At 58.9% G+C, this 21,953-nt stretch carries 18 protein-coding genes and 1 pseudogene; 13 read left to right on the top strand and 6 right to left on the bottom strand.

The genetic code is table 11. The features are described 5' to 3' along the window. The first annotated feature begins 17 nt into the window (after nucleotides 1-17). From PMI16_RS21755 to PMI16_RS21725, 7 genes are all read left to right on the top strand, one after another. Nucleotides 18-1,346, top strand: a complete 1,329-nt coding sequence (locus PMI16_RS21755; RefSeq protein ID WP_034381796.1) for an MFS transporter — start codon at nucleotides 18-20, stop codon at nucleotides 1,344-1,346. A 19-nt stretch (nucleotides 1,347-1,365) separates the two neighbouring features. Next, on the top strand, nucleotides 1,366-2,289 hold the full coding sequence (locus PMI16_RS21750; protein WP_007883635.1) for an SMP-30/gluconolactonase/LRE family protein: 924 nt from the start codon (nucleotides 1,366-1,368) through the stop codon (nucleotides 2,287-2,289). Between the two features lie 39 nt (nucleotides 2,290-2,328). Further along, nucleotides 2,329-3,021, top strand: coding sequence for a diguanylate cyclase (locus PMI16_RS21745; RefSeq protein ID WP_007883634.1), 693 nt, complete (start codon nucleotides 2,329-2,331; stop codon nucleotides 3,019-3,021). Beyond that, nucleotides 3,018-3,962, top strand: coding sequence for a hydroxyacid dehydrogenase (locus PMI16_RS21740; RefSeq protein WP_007883633.1), 945 nt, complete (start codon nucleotides 3,018-3,020; stop codon nucleotides 3,960-3,962). Before PMI16_RS21745 ends, PMI16_RS21740 begins: the two co-directional genes overlap by 4 nt. A 64-nt stretch (nucleotides 3,963-4,026) precedes the next feature. Further along, on the top strand, nucleotides 4,027-5,349 hold the full coding sequence (locus PMI16_RS21735; RefSeq protein WP_007883632.1) for an MFS transporter: 1,323 nt from the start codon (nucleotides 4,027-4,029) through the stop codon (nucleotides 5,347-5,349). 204 nt (nucleotides 5,350-5,553) lie between these two features. Continuing rightward, a complete protein-coding gene (locus tag PMI16_RS21730; protein ID WP_007883630.1) occupies nucleotides 5,554-6,942 on the top strand; it encodes an MFS transporter in 1,389 nt (462 codons plus the stop codon). A 200-nt stretch (nucleotides 6,943-7,142) separates the two neighbouring features. Then, on the top strand, nucleotides 7,143-8,687 hold the full coding sequence (locus tag PMI16_RS21725; protein ID WP_007883629.1) for a methyl-accepting chemotaxis protein: 1,545 nt from the start codon (nucleotides 7,143-7,145) through the stop codon (nucleotides 8,685-8,687). A gap of 186 nt (nucleotides 8,688-8,873) precedes the next feature. On the opposite strand, the gene PMI16_RS21720 is transcribed toward PMI16_RS21725, so the two are convergent. The 3 genes from PMI16_RS21720 to PMI16_RS21710 form a co-directional block, all read right to left on the bottom strand. Continuing rightward, the gene (locus PMI16_RS21720; protein WP_007883627.1) at nucleotides 8,874-9,959 is read right to left on the bottom strand and encodes a hypothetical protein; all 1,086 of its coding nucleotides are present in this window, start codon (nucleotides 9,957-9,959) and stop codon (nucleotides 8,874-8,876) included. Nucleotides 9,960-10,139: 180 nt separating this feature from the next. Then, nucleotides 10,140-11,057: a glycerophosphodiester phosphodiesterase family protein gene (locus tag PMI16_RS21715; RefSeq protein WP_007883625.1), complete on the bottom strand. Its 918-nt coding sequence runs from the start codon at nucleotides 11,055-11,057 to the stop codon at nucleotides 10,140-10,142. A 29-nt stretch (nucleotides 11,058-11,086) separates the two neighbouring features. Continuing rightward, nucleotides 11,087-12,286, bottom strand: coding sequence for a porin (locus tag PMI16_RS21710; RefSeq protein ID WP_007883623.1), 1,200 nt, complete (start codon nucleotides 12,284-12,286; stop codon nucleotides 11,087-11,089). A gap of 210 nt (nucleotides 12,287-12,496) precedes the next feature. Here PMI16_RS21710 and PMI16_RS21705 point away from each other — a divergent pair, with 210 nt between their 5' ends. The 6 genes from PMI16_RS21705 (at nucleotide 12,497) to PMI16_RS21680 (ending at nucleotide 18,574) form a co-directional block, all read left to right on the top strand. Continuing rightward, nucleotides 12,497-13,354, top strand: a complete 858-nt coding sequence (locus tag PMI16_RS21705) for a DeoR/GlpR family DNA-binding transcription regulator (RefSeq protein WP_007883621.1) — start codon at nucleotides 12,497-12,499, stop codon at nucleotides 13,352-13,354. Then, complete coding sequence (locus PMI16_RS21700) at nucleotides 13,351-14,466, top strand: ABC transporter ATP-binding protein (protein WP_007883620.1); 1,116 nt, start codon at nucleotides 13,351-13,353, stop codon at nucleotides 14,464-14,466. Before PMI16_RS21705 ends, PMI16_RS21700 begins: the two co-directional genes overlap by 4 nt. Before the next feature lie 61 nt (nucleotides 14,467-14,527). Further along, complete coding sequence (locus PMI16_RS21695) at nucleotides 14,528-15,802, top strand: ABC transporter substrate-binding protein (RefSeq protein WP_007883618.1); 1,275 nt, start codon at nucleotides 14,528-14,530, stop codon at nucleotides 15,800-15,802. Nucleotides 15,803-15,996: 194 nt separating this feature from the next. Continuing rightward, on the top strand, nucleotides 15,997-16,908 hold the full coding sequence (locus tag PMI16_RS21690; protein ID WP_007883616.1) for a carbohydrate ABC transporter permease: 912 nt from the start codon (nucleotides 15,997-15,999) through the stop codon (nucleotides 16,906-16,908). Further along, a complete protein-coding gene (locus tag PMI16_RS21685; RefSeq protein WP_007883615.1) occupies nucleotides 16,905-17,756 on the top strand; it encodes a carbohydrate ABC transporter permease in 852 nt (283 codons plus the stop codon). The genes PMI16_RS21690 and PMI16_RS21685 overlap by 4 nt, the downstream gene beginning before the upstream one ends. A gap of 29 nt (nucleotides 17,757-17,785) precedes the next feature. After that, the gene (locus tag PMI16_RS21680) at nucleotides 17,786-18,574 is read left to right on the top strand and encodes a phosphodiesterase (protein ID WP_007883614.1); all 789 of its coding nucleotides are present in this window, start codon (nucleotides 17,786-17,788) and stop codon (nucleotides 18,572-18,574) included. Between the two features lie 68 nt (nucleotides 18,575-18,642). Here PMI16_RS21680 and gspG read toward each other — a convergent pair. The 3 genes and pseudogenes from gspG to PMI16_RS26710 all read right to left on the bottom strand — a co-directional run. Next, nucleotides 18,643-19,054, bottom strand: a pseudogene (gene gspG / locus PMI16_RS25500) (type II secretion system major pseudopilin GspG); the annotation flags it as partial. 36 nt (nucleotides 19,055-19,090) lie between these two features. Continuing rightward, a complete protein-coding gene (locus PMI16_RS26095) occupies nucleotides 19,091-19,522 on the bottom strand; it encodes a hypothetical protein (protein WP_157212748.1) in 432 nt (143 codons plus the stop codon). Next, the coding region (locus PMI16_RS26710; protein ID WP_007883613.1) for an RHS repeat domain-containing protein at nucleotides 19,512-21,953 on the bottom strand (2,442 nt) is incomplete at its 5' end. The genes PMI16_RS26710 and PMI16_RS26095, both read right to left, overlap by 11 nt.

The raw sequence follows: 21,953 nt of genomic DNA, 5'->3' as shown, positions 1-21,953 counted from the left end.
AGGCACCAGAAATTCCAATGACGCACAACGCCTGCACGGCCGGGTCGGAGCAAATGGGCGAACAAATGGGCGAACAAGTGAGCGAGCAAGCGACGATGAAGAAGGTGATGCGTCGCCTCATTCCTTTCATCCTGCTGTGCTATGTCGTCAGCTATCTCGATCGCATCAATGTGGGCTTCGCCGCCCTGACCATGAACAAGGACCTGGGACTCACGCCATCCCAGTTCGGCCTTGGCGCCGGTCTCTTCTTCATCGGCTACTTCTTCTTCGAGATCCCCAGCAATCTGGCGCTCCATCGCTTCGGCGCGCGGATGTGGATTTCCCGGATCATGATTTCCTGGGGCCTGATTTCCATGCTGACCGCTTTCGTGGTCGGCCCCAAGAGCTTCGCGGCCGCGCGATTCTTCCTGGGCATGGCGGAGGCCGGCTTCACGCCGGGCATCTATCTGTATTTCACCCAGTGGTTCCCTGGGCAATGGCGCGGCAAAGCCACGGCCTTTTTCCTGATTGGCATTCCGGTCGCCAATATCATCGGATCGCCGATGTCGGGCGCCCTGATGGAGTTGCACGGCATGTGGGACTTCAAGGGATGGCAAATCCTGTTGTTGCTGGAAGCGCTGCCGGCGGTGGTTCTGGGCGTCATGTGCTTGTTCTTGCTGCCTGACCGTCCGTCCAGGGCCAACTGGCTCACCCCGGGCGAAAAGCAATGGCTTGAGGGCGAGCTGGCGACAGAGCAAAACATGTTGACGGCTCGCCATGGCAACAAGCTGCGCGACGCCTTCACCAACTGGCGCGTCTTCGCGCTGGCCGGGGCCAACTTTTGCGGCATCATCGGTTCGCTCGGCATCGGCTTGTGGCTGCCGCAAATCATCAAGGAATTCGGCCTGCCTTCGCACCAGGTCGGCCTGGTCGCCGCCGTGCCCTACATCGCCGGCGCCATCAGCATGACCGTGTGGGCCAGGCTGGCGAACAAGAGCGATCGCCGGCTGTTCTATGTGGCGGGCGCGATTGTCGCTGCCGCGGTGGCGATTGCCATCTCGGCTTTCCTGCATGACCCGTTGCTGAAGATGCTGGCCATTACCGTTGCGGTGGCATCCATTCTCTCGTTCCAGGCGACCTTCTGGGTTATTCCCTCGGGCTTCCTGACGGGCCGTGCGGCTGCGGGCGGCCTGGCGCTCATCGTCTCCATCGGCAACCTTGGCGGCTTCGTCGGCCCTTCCATGATCGGCTTCATCAGAGAGGCAACCCAAGGCTTCACCTACCCATTGATTTTTGTCGCCGGCGCACTCTTGCTGGGCGCGGTCATCACCCTTGCGCTCGGCGATCCGTCGCGCGCAAAACGGTAACTTCGAAGGAATCCGGACCATGAGTTTTTTTGCGCCGCCTCCAACCGTCGAAACAACGATTTTCACGCGACTGCCGGACCAGTTCCGCAAGCCTCGCAAGAACTCCTGGGGCGATGCCAATCGCGGTGGGCGTCCGCTTGACTCCTTCCTGGAGGGGCCGTCGTTCGATCGCCAGGGGCGCCTGTATGTCACCGATATCCCCTATGGCCGTATTTTCCGCATCTCACAAGAAGGAGAGTGGGAACTGGTCACCGAATACGACGGTTGGCCCAATGGATTGAAAATCGACAAGGATGGACGCATCGTCATTACCGACTATAAGCGCGGCCTGGTTCAACTGGATGCAGACACAGGCGAGGTCTCGCCGTTGCTTGAAACGGTCGGCTCCGAAGGCTTCAAGGGCGTCAACGACCTGGTGTTCGGTCCGTCAGGCGAAATCTACTTCACCGACCAGGGACAAACCGGCCTGCAAGACCCGACCGGCCGTGTGTACCGCCTGTCGCCGTCCGGCGAACTGACCTGCCTGGTCGATACCATTCCCAGTCCCAACGGCATCGTCTACGACCCGGCCCTGAATCACCTGCTGGTGGCCGTGACGCGCGCGCAGCAAATCTGGCGCATTCCCCTGCACAACAAGGGCGTGGTCGGCAAGGTAGGCGTGTTCGCCAATTTACACGGCGGCATGGCTGGTCCGGACGGGCTGGCGCTCGATACCGACAGCTGCCTGTACATCGCACATACCGGTTTCGGCTCCATCTGGCGCCTGTCGAAATTCGCCGAACCGCTGCTGCGCATCCGCTCCAACGCCGGTATCTCGACGACCAACCTGGCGTTCGGCGGCCCGGGCGGCAAGAGCCTCTTTATCACCGAATCCGAAACCGCTTCCATCCTCCGTGCGGAGGTGCCGGTAGCCGGCTTGCCGATGTATTCGCACGCCGGGTAACGACATTTTTCCACCATCCACTTTAGTCAAAGGAGCATCATGAGCACTATCAAGCCTGACCTTATTCGCGACATCGAGCGCGTTGATGCCGACGTCGTCGCGCAAGCATCGGAATTCGCCGCCTCCATCCTGGCTGACGTTGCCGGCCGCCGCGGCACCCTGTGCAGCCGCATCGCGCCATTGGCGCCGAGCATGCGCATTGCCGGCCCGGCCCTGACGGTCGAGGTTCGTCCCGGCGACAACCTGATGATTCACGCGGCCATGGCAATCGCCAAGCCCGGCGACGTCCTGGTCATCGACGGCAAGGGCGACGAAACCAGTGCCCTGATGGGCGAAATCATGGTCTCGCAATGCAAGGCCAGCGGCCTGGCGGGCATCGTTATCTACGGTTCCGTGCGTGACATCGAAGCCATCCGTGAAATCGGTTTCCCGGTGTATGCCATCGGCGCCAACCCCAATGGCCCGACCAAGAACATCCCTGGTCGCGTCAACTGGCCGATTTCGGTGGGCGGCACCAGCGTGCAGCCGGGCGATCTCATCGTCGCCGACGCGGATGGCGTGGTTGTCGTCGAGCGCGAGAAAGCGCCGACGCTGCTTGCGGCTGCAGCAAAGAAGGTGCAGGACGAGACCAGGCGTCTCACGGAAATCCGCACGGGAGGTCCGCTGCGTCCGGGCTGGCTGGATGGCGCATTGCGCAAGGCAGGCGTCCTGCAGGAAGGAGAATCCCTGTGAGCGCCGCCGCCAAGAAAGGCGTGGTGCTGGTGACGGGCGTCGACCTGGCTCCGCAAGCAGTTGAAATCTTGCGTGACTATGAGCTGGTGTTCGCCGGCGCCAAGCCTGGCGAAGACGATATGTTGAAGCTTTCCGAACAGTATCAGCCGATGGGAATCATCGTCCGTTACGGTGGCGTCACCAGCCGCGTCATGGACGTCAACAAGTCGTTGCGCGTCATTTCCAAGCACGGCACCGGCATTGACACCATTGACAGCAAGGCTGCGCAGGAACGGGGCATCGTCGTCAAGGCGGCCGTCGGTGCAAACGCGCCGGCCGTGGCCGAGCACACCTGGGCGCTGATTTTGGGTTGCGCCAAAAGCGTGGCGCATCTCGATGGCCGCATGCGCCAGGGACACTGGGACAAGTCGACCCACAAGAGCCTGGAGCTCAAGGACCGCACCATCGGTTTGATCGGCTTCGGCGCCATCGGCAAGCGGGTTGCACGGACCGCACTGTCCATGGACATGCACGTCATTGCACACGACCCGTATGCCAAAGAGGCTGTCGACGGCGTGCAGTTGGTCGACCTCGACACCGTTTTCGCACAATCCGATGTCTTGTCCTTGCACTGCCCGCTGACCGATGGAAATAAGCACATGATCAATGCGCAGTCGCTGGCGCGAATGAAAGACGGCGCGATTCTGGTCAACACCGCTCGCGGCGGCCTCATCGACGAAAAGGCGCTGATCGAGGCCCTGAACAGCGGCAAGCTGCGTTCCGCCGGCCTGGACAGTTTCGAAAAAGAGCCGTTTGCGATACCGCATCCTCTGCAGCATGTCAGCAACGTCATCCTGAGTCCGCATATCGGCGGCGTTTCCGACAATGCCTACGTTGCCATGGGAACGGGGGCGGCCAGTAACGTGCTGGCGGTCCTGGAGGCGGAACAAGCGCTCGCTTGATTCATAATGATCACAAGGCCGGCCATCGCAAAGATGGCGGCCGATTTTCCCAGAGAGAAAACGCATGGAGACAATAATTACAGACGCAACGCGATTGGAGCGGGAGACGGTCCGGAAGGTAACCTGGCGTCTGCTGCCGTTTCTGATGGTGTGTTATTTGTTCGCATTCATCGACCGCGGCAACATCGGCATGGCGGCATTGCAGATGAACCAGGACATCGGGCTTTCGCCCAGGATGTTCGGATTCGCCAGCAGCCTGTTCTTCATCGCCTATTTCATCTTCGAAGTCCCGAGCAATCTGGCGCTCCAGCGTTTCGGCGCCCGCAAATGGCTGGCTCGCATCATGATTACGTGGGGTTTCATATCGGCCTCCACCGCCCTTGTCCAGGGGCCGAACTCGCTGTATTTTGCTCGATTCGTCCTGGGTGCTGCTGAAGCGGGCTTTTTTCCCGGCGTCGTGCTGTACCTGACTTACTGGATTCCTTCTGCGTACCGGGCCCGTATCGTTGCCTTGTTCATGGTGGCCATTCCGGCAGCGAGCTTCGTCGCATCGCCCATCTCGGCGCTGTTGCTGCAGATGGACGGCATGTGGGGAATTCGCGGGTGGCACTGGTTGTTCGTCGTTGAGGGGCTGCCGACCGTGCTGTTGGGCATTGTTTGTCTCTTCTATTTGACGGACAAGCCGGAACAGGCGACCTGGTTGAGCGCGCAACAGCGCGAATGGCTGTCCCGGACCATGCACCAAGAAGCGGCTGCCCGGACCGCCAAGACGCATGTCCCTCTGTGGAAACTGTTCAGCACGCCCCAGGTCTGGGGCATGGCGCTCGTTTGTTCCTGCGCCTCCGCAGCCGGCTCCGTATTGAACGTCTGGCAGCCCCAGTTGCTCAAATCCTTCGGTTTGAGCGTGATGGAAACCGGCCTGATCAACTCGATTCCCTATGCAATCGCTTCGGTGTTGATGATCTGGTGGGGACGCCGCTCCGACCGTACCGGCGAGCGTCGCTGGCACACTGCCATTCCGCTGTTGCTGATCGGTGCCGGCATGGGACTGGCGTCGACAACGCATGGTTTGGCTCCTGTCGTCGTATTGCTGTCCCTGGTGCTGATCGGCGCCTATTCCTTCAAGGGGCCGTTCTGGGCCATGGCGACCAGCTGGCTGGCGACTGGTTCGGCCGCGGCCGGCCTGGCCGGCATCAACGCCGTATCGAATCTGATCGGCGGCGGTCTGATGGTCAACGTGTACGGCTGGGTCAAGGACGCCACCGGAAGTTATTCGATGGCGTTGCTGCCGATCGTGTTGATGTCCCTGGTCAGCGTTGGCATCCTGCTGTATCTGAGCCGCAAATCAAGAGTCGCCGCCGGCGCGATGAAGGCAGCCACGAGATAGGACGCAATCCCGGACTGACAAGCCGCCATGTACTGCGATGGCGGCTTTTTTCGTTCAGATGACCGAGCGTGGCTCCTGATACAAGGAGGATGCTAAAGGAGGATGCTGCAAGGAGGATGCTGAAAATGACGTCAATATATGACACACTTTCGCATCATCAACGCGTGCCTCGACAAAAACCGATTTTCTTTTGGGGTACAGAACATGGAAGTCAACGTGCCAGACAGCAAAAATACCCGGACATTTCAAGAAGCCGACGGGTTGCCGGCAGATAAACGGATGCTTGCCATCCTGACCGTGTTTCTGTCCATGGGAATCGCAGTCATGGATGGGTCGATTGCCAATCTGGCCCTTCCCGTGATTGCACGCGATCTGATGACCAGCGAGGCGCAAGCCATCTGGATCATCAATAGCTATCAAATCGCGCTGGCGGTGTTCCTGCTGCCGCTGGCATCCCTTGGTGAAGTGGTCGGTTACCGACGCGTGTATCTGACGGGGCTGATCTTTTTCATCGTCGCCTCCCTGGCGTGCGCCATGAGCGGAACGATGCTTCAGATAAGCCTGGCCCGTACCTTCCAGGGCATCGGGGCTGCCGGCATTCTTAGCGTCAATTCAGCACTCCTCCGCTTCATTTTCCCGACCAGGCTTTTGGGGCGAGCGATCGGATACAACGCCTTGGTCGCGGGCACGGCATCGGCACTTGGACCGACTGTCTCCGGCGTCCTTCTTCATGTCGCCTCCTGGCACTGGCTGTTTCTGATCAACATTCCGCTTGGACTCATTTCCTTCTCCATCGGCATCAAAGCCTTGCCCTTCAATCCCTTGTCCAAGCGGAAGTTCGATGCCAAAAGCGCTTTGGTTTGCATGCTGTTCATTGGACTTCTGCTCTACACGATCGACGCAATCGGTCACGTCGAAGGATGGGCTACGGTCATCACCTGTGCGGCACTGACGGTCATCAGTTTATTAGCCCTGTTAAAGGTCCAATCGACATCGGCGCCCATGCTGCCGCTGGATTTGCTGCGAATCCCGCTGTTCGCGCTCTCTGTCGGCACATCGTTTTGTTCCTTTGCGGCACAAATGGCGGCACTCGTCATGCTGCCGTTCATGATGCAGAACTATCTGGGAATGGGAGCCGGGCGCGCCGGTTTGCTGTTGACCGCATGGCCCATTTCAGTAGCGCTGACGGGTGTTTTGGCAGGAAAATTATCTGACCGGATCATGGCTGGTCTATTGGGGGGGATTGGCTTGGCCATACTTGCCGTGGGGCTCGCGATGCTATTGATTGTGAATCCGCAGACGTCCGATATGACGGTGGTGATCCTGTTCGCCATCTGCGGGATCGGCTTCGGTTTGTTCCAGGCGCCCAATAATCGGACCATCATGAGTTCAGCGCCGAAGGCGCGCACCGGCGGGGCCAGCGGCATGCTGGGAACGGCCCGCTTGACCGGGCAAACACTGGGTGCTTCAGTGGTGGCGCTGATGCTGACCAAATCGACTTCGCCATATGAGCTGGTTCTCATCAGTGCGGCGATTCTTTCCGGAGCCGCTTGTGTCGTCAGCCTGTCTCGTATTCGCTACCACAAGGATTGACGAAGTACCATCCCAACCTACCAGGCATATGCAACTCTTTGACGCGCATCTTCTGGCGAAATCTACTTTGGCGAACATACAACTATAAAAAAATAGAATATTTTGCGGTAATCCTCTTCTTGCCTTAATCTGCACAAGTGGGTTGAAGCAATTCTTGCACGACAAAAACATCATTTGAAAACAGACGTTTGGGGAGCCATATGAAAATTCGGGATTTGAGCATAGGAACGCGGCTTGGCGTTGGTTTTTTTGTTGTTCTGTTGCTGGCCACTATTTCTTCATGCGTAGGACTGTGGCGTCTCAATGAAGTCGCCGCCAGTACCCGAAACATGATGCAAGAACCGCTGATAAAAGAGCGAATGACCGAGGAGTGGTATCACATCACGTTTGCCGGTCTCAAGCGACAACTGGCTATCGTCAAGAGCGCGGACCCTTCCCTGGCGGAATTTTTTACCGAAGACGCAAAGTCGTCGTCCGCCAGAATTACCGAAATCCAGAAATATATCGAAGGGCATCTTCTTTACGACAAGGAAAAAGAACTGTTTCAAAAAACCGGGGCGGCACGCAAACGCTATCTTATCAATCGAGACTTGATCATGCAGGCCAAAAAGGACGGCCGCAATGACGACGTGGCCAAATTGTTCGAGGAATTTACCCCTCTATCCGAAAACTATAAAAAGTCCCAGCTTGAATTTCTCAATTTCCAGAAAGAGACTGTCAACAATCTGAGCAATGAAGTGGACGCCATCGCAAGAAGCAGCGAGATCCTCATTTTATCGCTCATCGGCTTGTTCATCTTATCGGGCGGCATGCTCGCCTGGTCCTTGACGCGCGGCATCACGCAGCCCATCGCCTATGCACTGGAGTTGACCCGGCGCGTGGCTGCCGGTGATCTTACCGCGACAATAGATGCCAATACCAAGGACGAGACTGGTCAGTTACTGAGCGCATTGAAAGAGATGACCGGCAATTTGGTCAATATCATTAGCCAGGTCCGAGCCAGTACGGGGATGATTGCCGATGAGTCCACGCAAATTGCCAGGGGCAATCTCGACCTCTCCACCAGAACGGAGCAACAGGCAAACACCCTGGAAGAGACTGCGTCTTCCATGGATATATTGACGTTGACGGTGAAGCGCAATGCCGACAATGCCGGGCAAGCCAATCACCTGGCCATTACCGCTTCGGAAGTCGCGGTGACAGGGGGCTCCGTCATGAGCGAAGTCGTGGAGACGATGAGTTCCATCAACAATTCATCCAAAAAAATCGTCGATATCATTGGCGTCATCGACAGCATTGCATTTCAAACCAATATCCTCGCCCTGAATGCGGCAGTAGAAGCGGCCCGGGCCGGCGAGCAAGGCCGGGGCTTTGCCGTGGTTGCGACGGAAGTCCGAAGTCTTGCGCAGCGCTCGGCGAGTGCAGCCAAGGAAATCAAGGATCTGATCAGCGATTCCGTGGATAAGGTTGACGCCGGCACGAAACTGGTAGATCACGCCGGATCGACCATGCAAGCCATCGTCGAGAGCATCAAGAGCGTGACAAACATCATGGGGGAAATCACCACCGCGAGCCAGGAGCAGATATCGGGCATCGAGCAGGTCAACCAGGCGATACGGCAGATGGACGACGCTACCCAGCAGAACGCCGCCTTGGTTGAAGAAGCCGCCGCGGCCGCTCAAACCTTACAGGACCAGGCGAAAAACCTGGCGGTTGAAGTCAATCTCTTCAAAATGAAAAAATAGCATCACGGACGCACAAAAACGACGGCACGGATTTGTGCGGTGCCGCTATTAGCGGACATCCCGCCAAAAAAAACCGACCGGGCCGTTTCCTGAGAGATCATCGTCGCAATGGCGTGGATCGGATTCCGCGTCGGCAGGCCGATTCCAAGTCGATTCCAAGCCGCTTCCTGCCCGCTTGCAACGCCATCAGGCATTGGTATAGATCATATCGAAGCCCCGGCCGGCGCGGAGTTCGCCCTGGCATTTGTCTTTCAGGAACGCGGATGGAGAACTGATTTTCTGCGGCTTGTCGTGATAACTGTCCATATCCCACCACTGCCCGGACGCATCCTTGCGCAGCGCTGCAAAATGCGCGGTGCCGCCGCCGGGGTTGGAGCTGGAGCTGGGGCGCACATACCCGAAGGTCACGCCATTGCATTTTCCGCCATTGAAGACCTGGTCAATGTCGTTGGGATCGACGGCGCTTAAGGTTTCGAAAGGAACCTTGTTCTTTTTCAGCATCGCCTGCAGGTGTTCGATATAGACGCCGTCATAGACGGTATTGTGCGCCGCTTTCAACTGCTCAGGGGTAGCGCGGCCGGGGGGAACGTGCTTCAGCAGATCGTCCATCGCCACCTGATGCAACTGCGGCCATTGCGGCGCGGTTCCGGTCATATGCGCCAGCGCCAGTGCGCCGCACATATTGCCGGTGGGATGACCGCTTTGCAGCGCCGCCTCCGCGGATTTGAATTGCTGGTGAAAAACCGGAGCTTGCGGAACCCGCGCAGCGGCGCCTGTATTCATTGTTACGGGAGCGCTACCCCAACCGCGACCGGTCGCACGCAAGTCCTGCAAACTGGCTTTTATCGCCTGCTGCATCTGGCTTTCTTCTTGTTCTTTCAGGCGCCGGTTTCTCTCGAAATTGGCGATGCTCAAGCCTATGCGCTGGGCCGTCATGTTCCGCATGAACGGATTACCTGCCAGATTTCCCAAGATGCCCCGCCCGGCCGGCATATTCATTGCGGGCCGATAGTGCATCAGGGGGCGGGACGGATTCCTCAGTACGCTGGCGGTCGCCGCCGCTTGCTGAAGAAACCCGCTTCCGCCGGTCGGCATGCGATTGGCAAACTGCTGGCGAATCGAAGCCTCCATCGCGCTGCGGCGAACGGGCACAGCCGGTAGCGCCGGGCGCTGCGGAGGAATCGGCAGCGGACGGGACGCGAAATGCGCGCGCGCTGCCGCTGGCGCCTCGTGGGCAACGGCAAGCAAATTGGTAAAAAGCGGAATTCTCATAAATACCCTGATCTCGACTCGGGACGCAGTCGCGCACGGAAACTATCCATGAGTATCGCTCGGAACGGATTGATTCCAAATTTTTTGCAATCTTGAGCAACCGGCGGCCAGAAGCAGATATCCCATCCAAAGTAAAAGCCCGCCCGGGGCTTTTACCGTACATGGATTTCTTGATTGCAATTACCTGGCAGCTTCACGCAAGGCCGTCATCTTCAACGGCGAATCCGTCATCACCACGTCCACGCCCAGTTGCCGCGCGCTGCGATAAGCCTCGGCCGAGTCGACGCCGAACACCATCACCCTGGTGCCCGGATTGCGCCTGAAGCATTGCATCGCCGCCGGCGTCCACCAGTGCGCCACCACTTCCGATACGCCCTCGCCCAGCGTGAACTTTTCCACCACGCTGACCTTGCGCTCCAGCTCGATGCCCGACCACGTACCCGCCGCCGGCGGCGTATCGCAAGCACCGCCGTTGAGCGCAATGCGCGCCAGGCGATCGCGCGTGGCGTCGCGCGATTCGAACACTTGCGCCTTCGGCTGCTTCGCCATCAGTGCAATCACGTCGGCATCGGTGGAATAAAATCGCACGCGTTGCCATGCGCCCTCTTCTTCGATGACTTTGGCGACCGCATTGACCAGCACCTCGGCAGGCAACTGCTTCATGTCGATCATGATCGGCACCGATGCCGGCACCGCACGCAATGCATCGCGCAGGGTCGGCACCTTCACCGGCTGCCGGCGATAGGGATAGTCCTTGTTGCCGGAGGCATCCGTCGCGCTGTACATATGACCGGCATTGAGCGCGGTCAGTTGCGCCGCCGTCAGGGTGTTGACAAGTCCCTTGCCGTCGGTCAGCGCCGAGACATCGGCCGGACGATACAGCACCGGTACGCCGTCGCTGGACACCTGCACCGTCATCCACAGGATATCCGCACCGTGTCTGAGCGAATTCTGCAGCGTCGGGATGGTGTTTTCCGGACCGTCGCCGGTGCCGCCGCGGTGCGCGGCGATCAGCGGATCGGCGCTGACCGCCAGCGACACGCTCAATAGCGCGGCGCAGACGACCAGCTTCAATCGATTCTTGCGTATGTTGTTCATCTGCGTCTCCTTGTCGGTAAACAAGCCGGTCAGAACTTGTGACGGATGCCGGCAGTCAGCACGTTCTGCGTGTTGCTGCCGCCCGGCGCGACGTACAGGCCGGGATTGAACATGTCCGACGAACGAATGTTGGCGTAGAACAGATACAGGTCGGTGCGTTTGGAGAGGAAATAGTCCACGCCCAGCGACACCTGCGACGCCTTGCCGTCTTTGGCGCCAACGAACTTCGAGCGCGTGCCGACGAAGTTGGCGAGCAACTGCGTGGTCGGCGTGACGTTGTAGTTGACGCCGAAGTCGATGAGGTCAACCTTGCTGTTGTTGACGCCGCCGAAGGTAAAGGCCGCGCCCGTGGCGCCGGTGAAACCGGTCATTGCGGCACCGGCGGCAACCGCCAGCGGTTGCTTGACCTGCGAGTAGGAGCCGTACATGCGCACGTCGCCCAGCTTGTAGGAACCGCCGATCAGGAAAGTCTTCAGCGAAGTGCTGGCGATGCTGCCGGTAACGGCGCCCGGTGCAATGCCGGAGTCGCTGGAGCCGGTGAAGGTATTGTTGGCCGTCAGCTTGTTCTGGAAATACGCCGCGCCGAACGACAACGGACCGTTGTTGTAGCTGCCGCCCACGCCGAAGGACTGGCCGGCGCCGGTCGATCCGGCCTGCTCGCCGAAACCGTACAGCGCGCTCAGCGTGACGCCGCCCATCACCGGCGAGTTGTAGCGCACCGAGTTGTTGACGCGCGAGCCTTGCGTGCGGTCCAGGTTCAATGCGTGGATGTTGTTGACCAGGCTGCCGAAATCGAGCGCACCGTTATACGCCGACAAATCGTCGATGTAGTCCTTCTGGCGGCCGAGATAAATGGTGCCGCCCTTGCCCGACAGGCCGACGATGGCGGTACGGCCGAAAAACAAGCCGCCCTGCGCCAGCTGACCGGTGTCGGCATTGAAGCCGTTCTCCAGCGTGAACAGCGCCTTCAGTCCGCCGCCCAGATCTTCCACGCCCTTGAAGCCGATACGCGAACCTTGCGCGACGGCCGTGTCCATGCTCAGGCGCGAACCGGTGCCGGTCGGGTTGGCCGACGTGGCATTGGCGACCTTGTCGGTATAGGTCAGGCTGGGATTGATGATCCCGTAGATGGTGACGCCCGATGAGGCGTCGCTGGTTTGCGCATGCGCGCCGCCGAAAACGGACATGCCGGCGGCGGAGAGCGACATGGCGAGAGCATATTTTTTCATGAATGGTTTTCAGGAAAGTTGAAAGAGGAAAGTGCGAACAGTGGTGAAACGCTGCGAACTATGCCCTCGATATATGACATCGCCATGACGTTTTGATGATATGAAAATTAAATCGTCTTCATATGAACACAATGAAGGTCACGATCCGGTAACAATCGCCCGATAACATTCATCACGTTTTCAAATGAACGAGTGAATGGATAAGTGAACATGTCGGCGAATCCTGCAAGCAATCTCACCAACAAACCATCCGCCAAGCCCGCTTCGTTGCGGCACAACGAAATCATTGCGCTGTTCCGCCAGCACGGCTTCATGACGATGGAGGCGTTGGCGGAGCATTTCGCCGTCACCACGCAAACCATCCGTCGCGACATCAACGCTTTGTGCGACGCCGATATCCTGCGCCGGCGACATGGCGGCGCCGAACTGATTTTGTCCGCGCGCAACCAGCCTTACGACATGCGCCGCATCAACAATCTCGAACAGAAAGCCGAGATCGGCGCCGCGGTCGCCAGGCTGATTCCCAACGTGTGCAGCGTGCTGATCGGCATCGGCACCACGCCCGAACAAGTTGCGCTGGCATTGGCCAGGCACGATCACCTCACCGTCATCACCAACAACCTGCGCGCGGCGCTGGCTTTGTCGACCAACCAGAACAACCAGGTCATCGTGCCGGGCGGCACCCTGCGCTTTCCCAATCCGGAAATCCTCGGCAGCGATGCCGACAAGCTGTTCCGCAATTTCCGAGCGGACTTCGGCATCTATGGCGTCGGCGGCGTCGACACCGACGGCACGCTGCTCGACTTCGATCGCATGGAATCGAGTTCGCGCCAGGCGCTGCGCGAGAGCTGCCGCACGCAGATCCTGGTCACCGACAACTCAAAATTCGGCCGTCAGGCGCCGGTACGCGGCGGTCACTTGTCGGATCCCGACATCCTCGTCACCGACAGCCCGCTGAATCCGGCCCTCGCTGCCATGCTGGCCGGAAATACGCGCGTGGTCGTGACTTCGCAAGACGGCGACGACGTCGATGAAGAACGCGAATCCGCCATGGCGGCAGAAAAATGACTATGCAAAACGACATCGCCATCCGCCTCTCGGGCATCAGCAAATCCTGGGGCGCGCACCAGGTCATCAAATCGCTCGACCTGGAATTCGAGCGCGGCCAGCTGGTCGCCCTGCTCGGTCCTTCGGGCTGCGGAAAATCGACCTTGCTGCGCCTGCTGGCAGGACTCGAAACACCGGACAGCGGTCGCGTCGAAATCGACGGCAAGGACGTCACGAACGCCGCGCCTTCGGCACGTGGACTGTCGATGGTGTTTCAGTCCTATGCACTGTTCCCGCATCTGAGCGTCGCTGAAAATATCTGCTTCGGCATGCAGGTGCGCGGCGTGCATGCGGCGGAACGCCGCCAGCGTTTGCAGGATGCATTGGCGCTGACCAACCTGCAGGGACTGGAACAACGCAAGCCGGCGCAATTGTCCGGCGGCCAGCGTCAGCGCGTGGCGCTGGCGCGCGCCGTCGTCGCCGGCCATTCGATCTGCCTGATGGACGAGCCGCTGTCGAATCTCGATGCCAAGCTGCGCCATTCGGTGCGGCATGAAATCCGCGCCTTGCAGCAGCGTCTGAACATGACGGTGGTCTATGTCACCCATGACCAGACCGAAGCCATGGGCATGGCCGACAAGATCGTGTTGATGAATGGCGGCGGCATCGTGCAAAGCGGTACCCCGGCGGAATTGTATGAGACGCCATCGAGCGCCTTCTCGGCCGCCTTCATCGGCAGCCCGCCGATGATGCTGATGAAGGCCGAAAAGCTGCCTGCCGCACTGCGCGCCAGCGTCATGCCGGTCGGCGCCGCAGACGAGAAACAGCTGGTCGGCGTGCGCCCTGAACATTTCCGCATCGTCGCGCCTTCGTCCACGGAGCTGTTCGGCACCGTCACCGGCGTCGAATTCCAGGGTGCCGAATCCTACATCTACCTCGACTTGCCGGGCGGCGACGCCATCATCGTGCGCAGTCCGGAAAAGAGCCACCTGAAACTCGGCGACCGCGTCGGCCTCGGCTGGAATCCGGCGGATGCGCACGTCTTCGCCGCCGACGACGGCCGCCGTCTGTCGCCTGAACCCTGCATCACCGTCACCATCACCGACATGCCGGCGCTGGCCGCTGTCCATTGACTGTCATCAATCGATTCAACGCCGTGATTTTCAACATAAACCTCCTCACAAAGGAACCGCAATGCTGAGCAAACTCATCAGAAAAACAACCTTGGCGGCGCTCTTCGCAAGCGCCCTGACGGCATCCTCGCTGGCGAGCGCCTCCACCGACCTGACCATGTACTACCCGATCGCCGTCGGCGGCCCGCTGACCGAGGTGATCGACGGCATGATCAACGACTTCCAGAAGGCCAACCCGGACATCAAGGTCAAGGCGGTCTACTCCGGCAACTACGACGAGACCCGCGTGCGCGCATTGTCGGCCATCAAGGGCGGCCAGCCTGCGCAGTTGTCGGTGCTGGGCGCGCTCGACACCTACGACCTGATCGACCAGAACCTGATCGAGCCTTTCGACAAGGTCGCCGCCAGCGCCGAAGACAAGGCCTGGCTGCAAAGCTTCTACCCCGGCCTGATGGCCAACGGCACCATCGGCGGCCACGTCTGGGGCATTCCGTTCCAGCGTTCGACCATCGTGATGTTCTACAACAAGGACATGTTCCGCGCCGCCGGCCTGAACCCGGACGCGCCGCCGAAGACCTGGAAGGAAATGCTGGCCGCCGCCACCAAACTGACCGGCAAGGACAAGTTCGGCCTGATGGTGCCGTCGACCGGTTATCCGTACTGGATGTTCCAGGCGTTCGCGATCCAGAACGGCGTCTCGCTCATGAACAAGGAAGGCACGCAGGTCTACTTCAACACCCCGGCGGCCATCGAAGCGCTGGAATTCTGGCGCTCGCTGGCGGCCACGTACAAGGTCAGCCCGGCCGGCGCGATTGAATGGGGCACGCTGCGCCAGGCTTTCGTCCAGGGCCAGACCGCCATGATGTGGCACACCACCGGCAACCTGACCGCGGTGAAGAAAGAAGCCAAGTTCGACTTCGGCGTCGCCATGCTGCCGGCCAACAAGCAACCGGGCTCGCCGGTCGGCGGCGGCAATTTCTACCTGTTCAAGGGTTCGACGCCGGCGCAGCAAGCCGCTTCGGTCACCTTCGTGCGTTGGATGACAGCGCCGGAACGCGCAGCGCAATGGTCGATCGCCACCGGCTATGTCGGCACCAGCCCGGCGTCGTACAACACGCCTGCCCTGCGCGACTACGCCAAGTCCTTCCCGCAGGCGCTGGTGGCCCGCGATCAATTGGCGGTGGCGATTCCGGAGTTCTCGACCGAGCAGACCGCCCGCGTGCGTGAAGCGCTGTCGAACGCCGTGCAGGCCGCGCTGACCGGCACCAAGACGTCGAAGCAGGCGCTGGATGAAGCGCAGGCGACTGCCGAGCGTCTGTTGAAGCCTTACCGCTAACCCATCGCAGCTTTACGGGGCAAGCTCTGTATTGCCGTCGTCCTGACGAAAGTCAGGACCCAGCGTCGTATCGACAGCCGTCAAGACACTGGGTCCCAGCGTTCGCTGGGACGACAGCGAAAAACGCAACAGCATTACCGTAATTTCATCGGCATCACCACCCCGACTCAGTCCGATCACTGGATAAAATCCTGATGAACCAAGCAACAAACCTGGCGCCGGCCAATCCTGCCGAGCGCCGCCTGCACAACCTGTTCGGCTGGGGCCTGCTGACGCCGTCGCTGATCCTGCTGACGCTGTTCGCCTTCTTTCCGATGCTGGCGACCTTGTGGGCCAGCTTCTTTTCGCGCGGCACGGCGCGCCGCCCGAGCATGTTCAACGGCATCGACAACTACCGCGACCTGCTGGCCGATCCGGCCTTCTGGCAAGTCGTCGGCAACAACCTGCTGTATGCCGGCGTGACCGTCCCCGTCTCGATTGCGCTGGCGCTGGGCATGGCGCTGTGGGCCAATGCGCGCATCGGCGGCCGCGGCCTGGTGCGCACCGCGTTTTTCACGCCGACCATGCTGCCGATGATCGCGGCGGCCAACCTGTGGCTGTTCTTCTATACACCCGGCCTCGGCCTGCTCGACCACATCACCGCGCTGTTCGGCATCGGCCCGACCAACTGGCTCGGCCAGCCCGGCACCGCGCTGTGGTCGGTGATGGCGGTGACGATCTGGAAAGAATCCGGCTTCTTCATGATTTTTTATCTCGCCGCGTTGCAGGCGATCCCGCCGGATCTGCGCGAAGCCGCGCGCATCGAAGGCGCCGGGCGCTGGGCCTATACGCGCCGCGTGGTGCTGCCGCTGCTGATGCCGACCACGCTGTTCGTGACGATCAATGCGCTGATCAACTCGGTGCGCCTGATCGACCACCTGTTCATCCTGACCAAGGGCGGTCCCGACAACGCTTCCAAGCTGATCCTGTACTGGATCTGGGAAATGGCCTTCGCCTATCTCGACCAGTCCGGCGCCGCCGTGATGACCGTGATGGTGCTCGCGGCGCTGGGCCTGATCGCCGCGCTGCAATTCCTGTTCTTTGACCGCCGCATCCATTACCGATGAACACTCTCGCCATTTCCTCGCCAACCGCATCCGTCTCGCACGACCGTTTCTGGAATATCGTCGACACCCTCGGCGCCTGGCTGCTGGCGCTGCTGTGGATCGCCCCGCTGCTGTTCGCACTGTGGGCCGCCTTCCATACTTCCCACGCCGCGCTGGCGTTCGACTGGCGCGCGCCGCTGATCCTGCAGAATTTCCGGGATGCCTGGCAGGCGGCGCCGTGGTTGCGCTATTTCTTCAATACCTTCGTGCTGGTCAGCCTGATCCTGGTCGGCCAGTTCACGCTGTGCACGCTGGCCGGATTTGCATTCGCACGCTTCCAGTTCGCCGGCAAGAACCTGCTGTTCGTGCTGGTACTGCTGCAACTGTTCGTGCTGCCGGAAATCCTGATCGTCGAGAACTACGCCATGGTGACCCGCCTGGGCCTGTTCGATACGCCGCTGGGCATGGCCGTGCCTTACATGGCCAGCGCCTTCGGCATCTTCTTGCTGCGCCAGGCCTTCATGCAGATTCCGCGCGAACTCGAAGAAGCCGCGCGCATCGAAGGCTGCGGCTGGTTCGGCGTGCTGTGGCGCGTGTACGTACCGGCCGCCAAACCGGTCTACCTGGCCTATGCGCTGGTGTCGGTGGCGACGCACTGGAACAACTTCCTGTGGCCGCTGATCGTGACCAACTCGCCGGTGACGCGCCCGCTGACGGTCGGCCTGTCGCTGTTCGGCGCGCCGGAGAGCGGCGTCAACATTTCCATCATCAGCGCCGCCACGCTGGTGGCGATTGCGCCGTTGATGATCGGCTTCCTGGTGTTCCAGCGTCAATTCATCCAGGCGTTTTTGCGCGCCGGCATTCGATAAATCCTTCACATCACCAACAACACATCCTGATGAAAGTCATACAAATTACCGACATCCACCTGGTGCCGGATGGGAATCTCTTGTTCGGCGAAGATTCGGTAGCCCGTTTTCGCACCTGCATCGCCCACGTCAACACACATCACGCCGACGCCGATTTGTGCGTCATCACCGGCGACCTTACCCACGACGGCGACGAAGCCTCGTACCGCATCCTGGCCGACTGTCTGAAGGAATTGAAACTGCCGGTGCGCCTGCTGCTCGGCAATCACGATGAACGTCCGGTGTTCCGCGGCATCTTTCCCGACATGCCGGTGGACGACAACGGTTTCATCCAGGGCATACACGATACCGATGCGGCGCGCCTGGTATTCCTCGACACCAAGGAAGTGGGTACGCATGAAGGCCGTCTCTGCACCGACCGTCTGGCGTGGCTCGACCGCATGCTGGCCGAAGCCGGCGAACGCCAGGTCTATCTGTTCTCGCACCATCCGCCCTTCGAACTCGACCTGCCGTCGATGGACTGGATCCGCCTGCGCGAAGAAGCCGACCTGCGCGCGCTGGTCAAAAAACACGGCAACGTGCGCTACATGTTTTCCGGCCACGTGCATCGTCCTTCGGGCGGCACCTGGTACGGCACGCCCTTCGCCACCGTGCCCGGCACCAACCATCAGCATGCGCTCGACTTCGCCCTGACCGGCCCGGCGACCACCTCGATGGAACCGCCCGCCTACGCCGTGCTGAGCCTGCGCGATGTCGGCGTGGTGGTGCACTACCATGCCTTCATGGATCAGTCGGCGCAGTTTCCTTATTACGGTTGAGGCAAAGACATCAGCGTCCTTCAAGATCCCAATGATCTACTTTTCCGCAAATCTCGATTTCTCTATGACTAGCTCTCCATCAGAGCAGTCACTAACTTTACATTGGCGTACTCTGGAGGGGGAAGGTCATCGCGACCGTAAGACAAAATATCGTAGTCGCCGTGCTCAGCGGGATAGCGCTAGACATAAGCGTGCTGCCATGGATCTTGCGGCAATGCTTTCTTCAGATACGATCCTTGCCACCGAATCTCGCCGGCGGGTTGCTTCATCAACGCATCGAGGCCTTGCTCAGTTGCCGGATAGTGGCCCGTGTCGAGGCGATAGACCTCGAGGGCTTTTTCGAAGGCGTCGATTTGGGCGCGGGCGGCTTTGGTTTCGGATTTGCCGATTTGGGCGAAGTAGCGAAGGGGGAGCGTAGCCGTCTAGGTGGCCAATGATCACCATGACGACTAGCAGCTCAAGTAAGGTAAAACCTTTGCTTTTTCATTCGAAATTGATATTTTAGGGGCACAATACTTAGAGGAGAAAGCTACATTTTTCAAAAAAAACTTTCTCACATATGGCAACAATGCTTGCGCCGACTGACGGTTCCAGCACAAGCAAATTTATTTTTTTCTTGGACAAATCACTTATCCACGAAGATCTCGTCTTTGAGTTCGCCCAAGGTTTATCATCCGAAACGCTTGTAACCCAACTTATCCAATAGTCAAAATCATTTAACGAAATATCTCCAAATATAGATTGCCTGACCCTGTTTATTACATTTTGCATTACGAAATCTTCGCAGCGAAACGCTTTTAAAGCAGTGAGTCTTAAAAGATAAACAGCATCATCCTCGGCTCGAAGATATATGAGAGCTTCTTTTTCAAGCCTTTTCACAGACACAGAAACAACTTCTGCATCATGCAGATTAATTTCTATACCCTCAACTATTTCGTCATTTTTCATCTAGACTCTTTCCGCGACCTTCTGGCCATGGGGACAGTGGAACTCCTGGACCACGTGTACGAGATCCGTCTGGTAATTTGTCCCAGTTATGTCCATGAGGGGTACCTGCACCATGATCTGGATGCCAATCGATATCATATTCCGGCTTACCATCATTTCCATAACGACGTTCTTGCCCATTCCCGGGATTTACATATGTTGAACCAGGCGCACCTTGTGTGGGTGTTTTATCTCCTTGCATAAAAACATCAATAACTGCTCCTATTGTTCCTCCAATAGCAGCACCAGCAGCAGCACCGCCGACAACTAAACTAGGAGATCCTAAGGCGCAGACCCCGGCAGTAGATGCAGTACAACTAGCAGCAGCTATTACACCAACGCCAGTACCAAATTGCATACCATAGGAACGCAATTTTTCAGACATTGCGTTAAACAAGTAGCCAAATGCAGCGGTCATCGCTCCATTTTCGAACTTGCCACCGCCAATTACTGAGGTAGTACCCCCTGCCACAGATACGGCGACGCCACGATAGATGTCATTTTGCCATCCGCTCGTTTGGTTACTAACCCATTTACCAACAAACGCTGACGCGGCCCCTCTCGCACAACCATTTCCTCCAACCCAGCCGCTAGCACATCCCACTCCCATATGAGCTAGATATCGCTCAGGGCTATCTGCAGTGCCGACTAAACCGGCTTGTTGAAATCCATAAGCTGTTGCTCCCGCGATCGCTCCCGCCTTAATGGCCTCATTCCAGTTAGCGCCTTGGGCCTTTGCCGAAACTGCTGAAATTCCTGCAGCACAAGCCGACGCCTGACCTCCGCTGTAGTAAGTGCAAGCTGCAATAGCCACTACTGTGACAATTTGCCCTACGACAGGCTTGATATGATTATTCCAAGCATTGTCAATAATCGGCACATTGAATAGCCCACCGAACAAGTATCCGCTTGGATCACTAAACACCAAAGGATTGTTCGTTACATAGGCATACCGGTTATAACTTTGCAAGTTATCAGGTGCTTGAACATACGCATCCGCACTCATGAACCGCCCAATGGCCGGATCATAAATCCGTCCATTCATGTGGATCAGGCCCAGCTCTTCCAGATGCTCATGGTTCGTAAAGCCACGATCGGTGTTCTGCCCAACGATTTCTCCTGCATTGTCCGTATTGCCTGCCGGGAAACGACGTTTGCCGAACGGTTCATACGCCAGTCGTTCAATCGCATTGCCCTGCTCATCCGTGATCGTCGTCGTCGATCCAAGTTGATCTCGATGCATGTAGCTGATGGTCTGCGTCGTACCCACCAGTTTGATCAGGGCAATGACCTGACCACCAGCCGTGATGTATTGCTTGTGCTCGATCGTGCCGTCGGTCTTGATGTCCTTCTCATAGAACAAGCCGCCGGTATTGTCCGGATGCAGGTAGATCGTGGTCGCCGCCGGGGCGATCTGTTTCACTCGCTGATGTTCAGGACCGTAAGCAAACGCCAGGCTGATGCCCGGCGCACCAATCGCCTGCGGCATGCCGAAGCTGGTGTACACCTCATTTCTTCCCCGGTTGGCAATCACCTGACCGGTGCTGTCGATGGCGACTTCGGAGATCAATGCACCGTTGGCGTCATAGCTGTATTGCAGCTTGCCGCCGTTGATGAAGTTCAGTTCCTTCAAGGCATGCGGCCTGTCGTTGGCGTTGCCATAGGCATACGTCCCCATGTCGCTGCGGTTGGTGATGTTGCCCAGGTTGTCGAAGGTGTAGTTGGTGCTCGACAAGCCTGCCGCCGGGGAATTCACCACCGCATTTGTTAGGCGATTCAAGCTGTCGTACAGGAAGGTTTCCGTCAGATTCTGGTTACCGTCGGTGCGACTGACCAGATTGCCCAGGTAGTCGTAGGCATAGCTGAAGTTCTGTACACCATTGCCTGCACCGGCGTAGATGTTCTTCAGGCGTCCTGTCGTTGCTTCGAACACCTGTTGTGTCACGACATTGTTGCCGTAGGTCTGTTGCAGCAGCTGGCCCAGTGCATTCTGCGTGTCGGCGCGCCACAGCAAGGCATTCGTCTGGCTGTTTCTGACTTCTTTCAGGTAACCCAGGGTCGTGTAGACATATTGGACTGCCAGGCCGGTCGGGTAGGTGACGGTGCTGACTCTGCCGTTGGCGTCGTAGGTGGCGCTGTTGGTGTAGGCCGTGTCGATCGTGGTCGTGGTGCTGCTGCCTCTTCCCAGGCTGTCGTAGGTATTGGTCTTGAGATAGCCGTTGTCGGCTGTCGAGCTGCACAGTTTGCCGATGCCCTTGGTGCAGTTGTCGTAGGTCCAGCTGCTGACCAGGTCGGCTTCGGCGCGGCTGGTCATGCGGCCCAGCGTGTCGTAGGCCATGCTGGTGACTTGTCCTTTGGCGTCGGTCTGTTTGGTCAGTTCGCCGAAGGCGTT

This window comes from Herbaspirillum sp. CF444 (assembly GCF_000282135.1).
GTDB lineage: Bacteria > Pseudomonadota > Gammaproteobacteria > Burkholderiales > Burkholderiaceae_D > Herbaspirillum.
The sequence above is the reverse complement of the archived record's forward strand: the minus strand, read 5'-3'. Positions and strand labels throughout refer to the sequence as shown.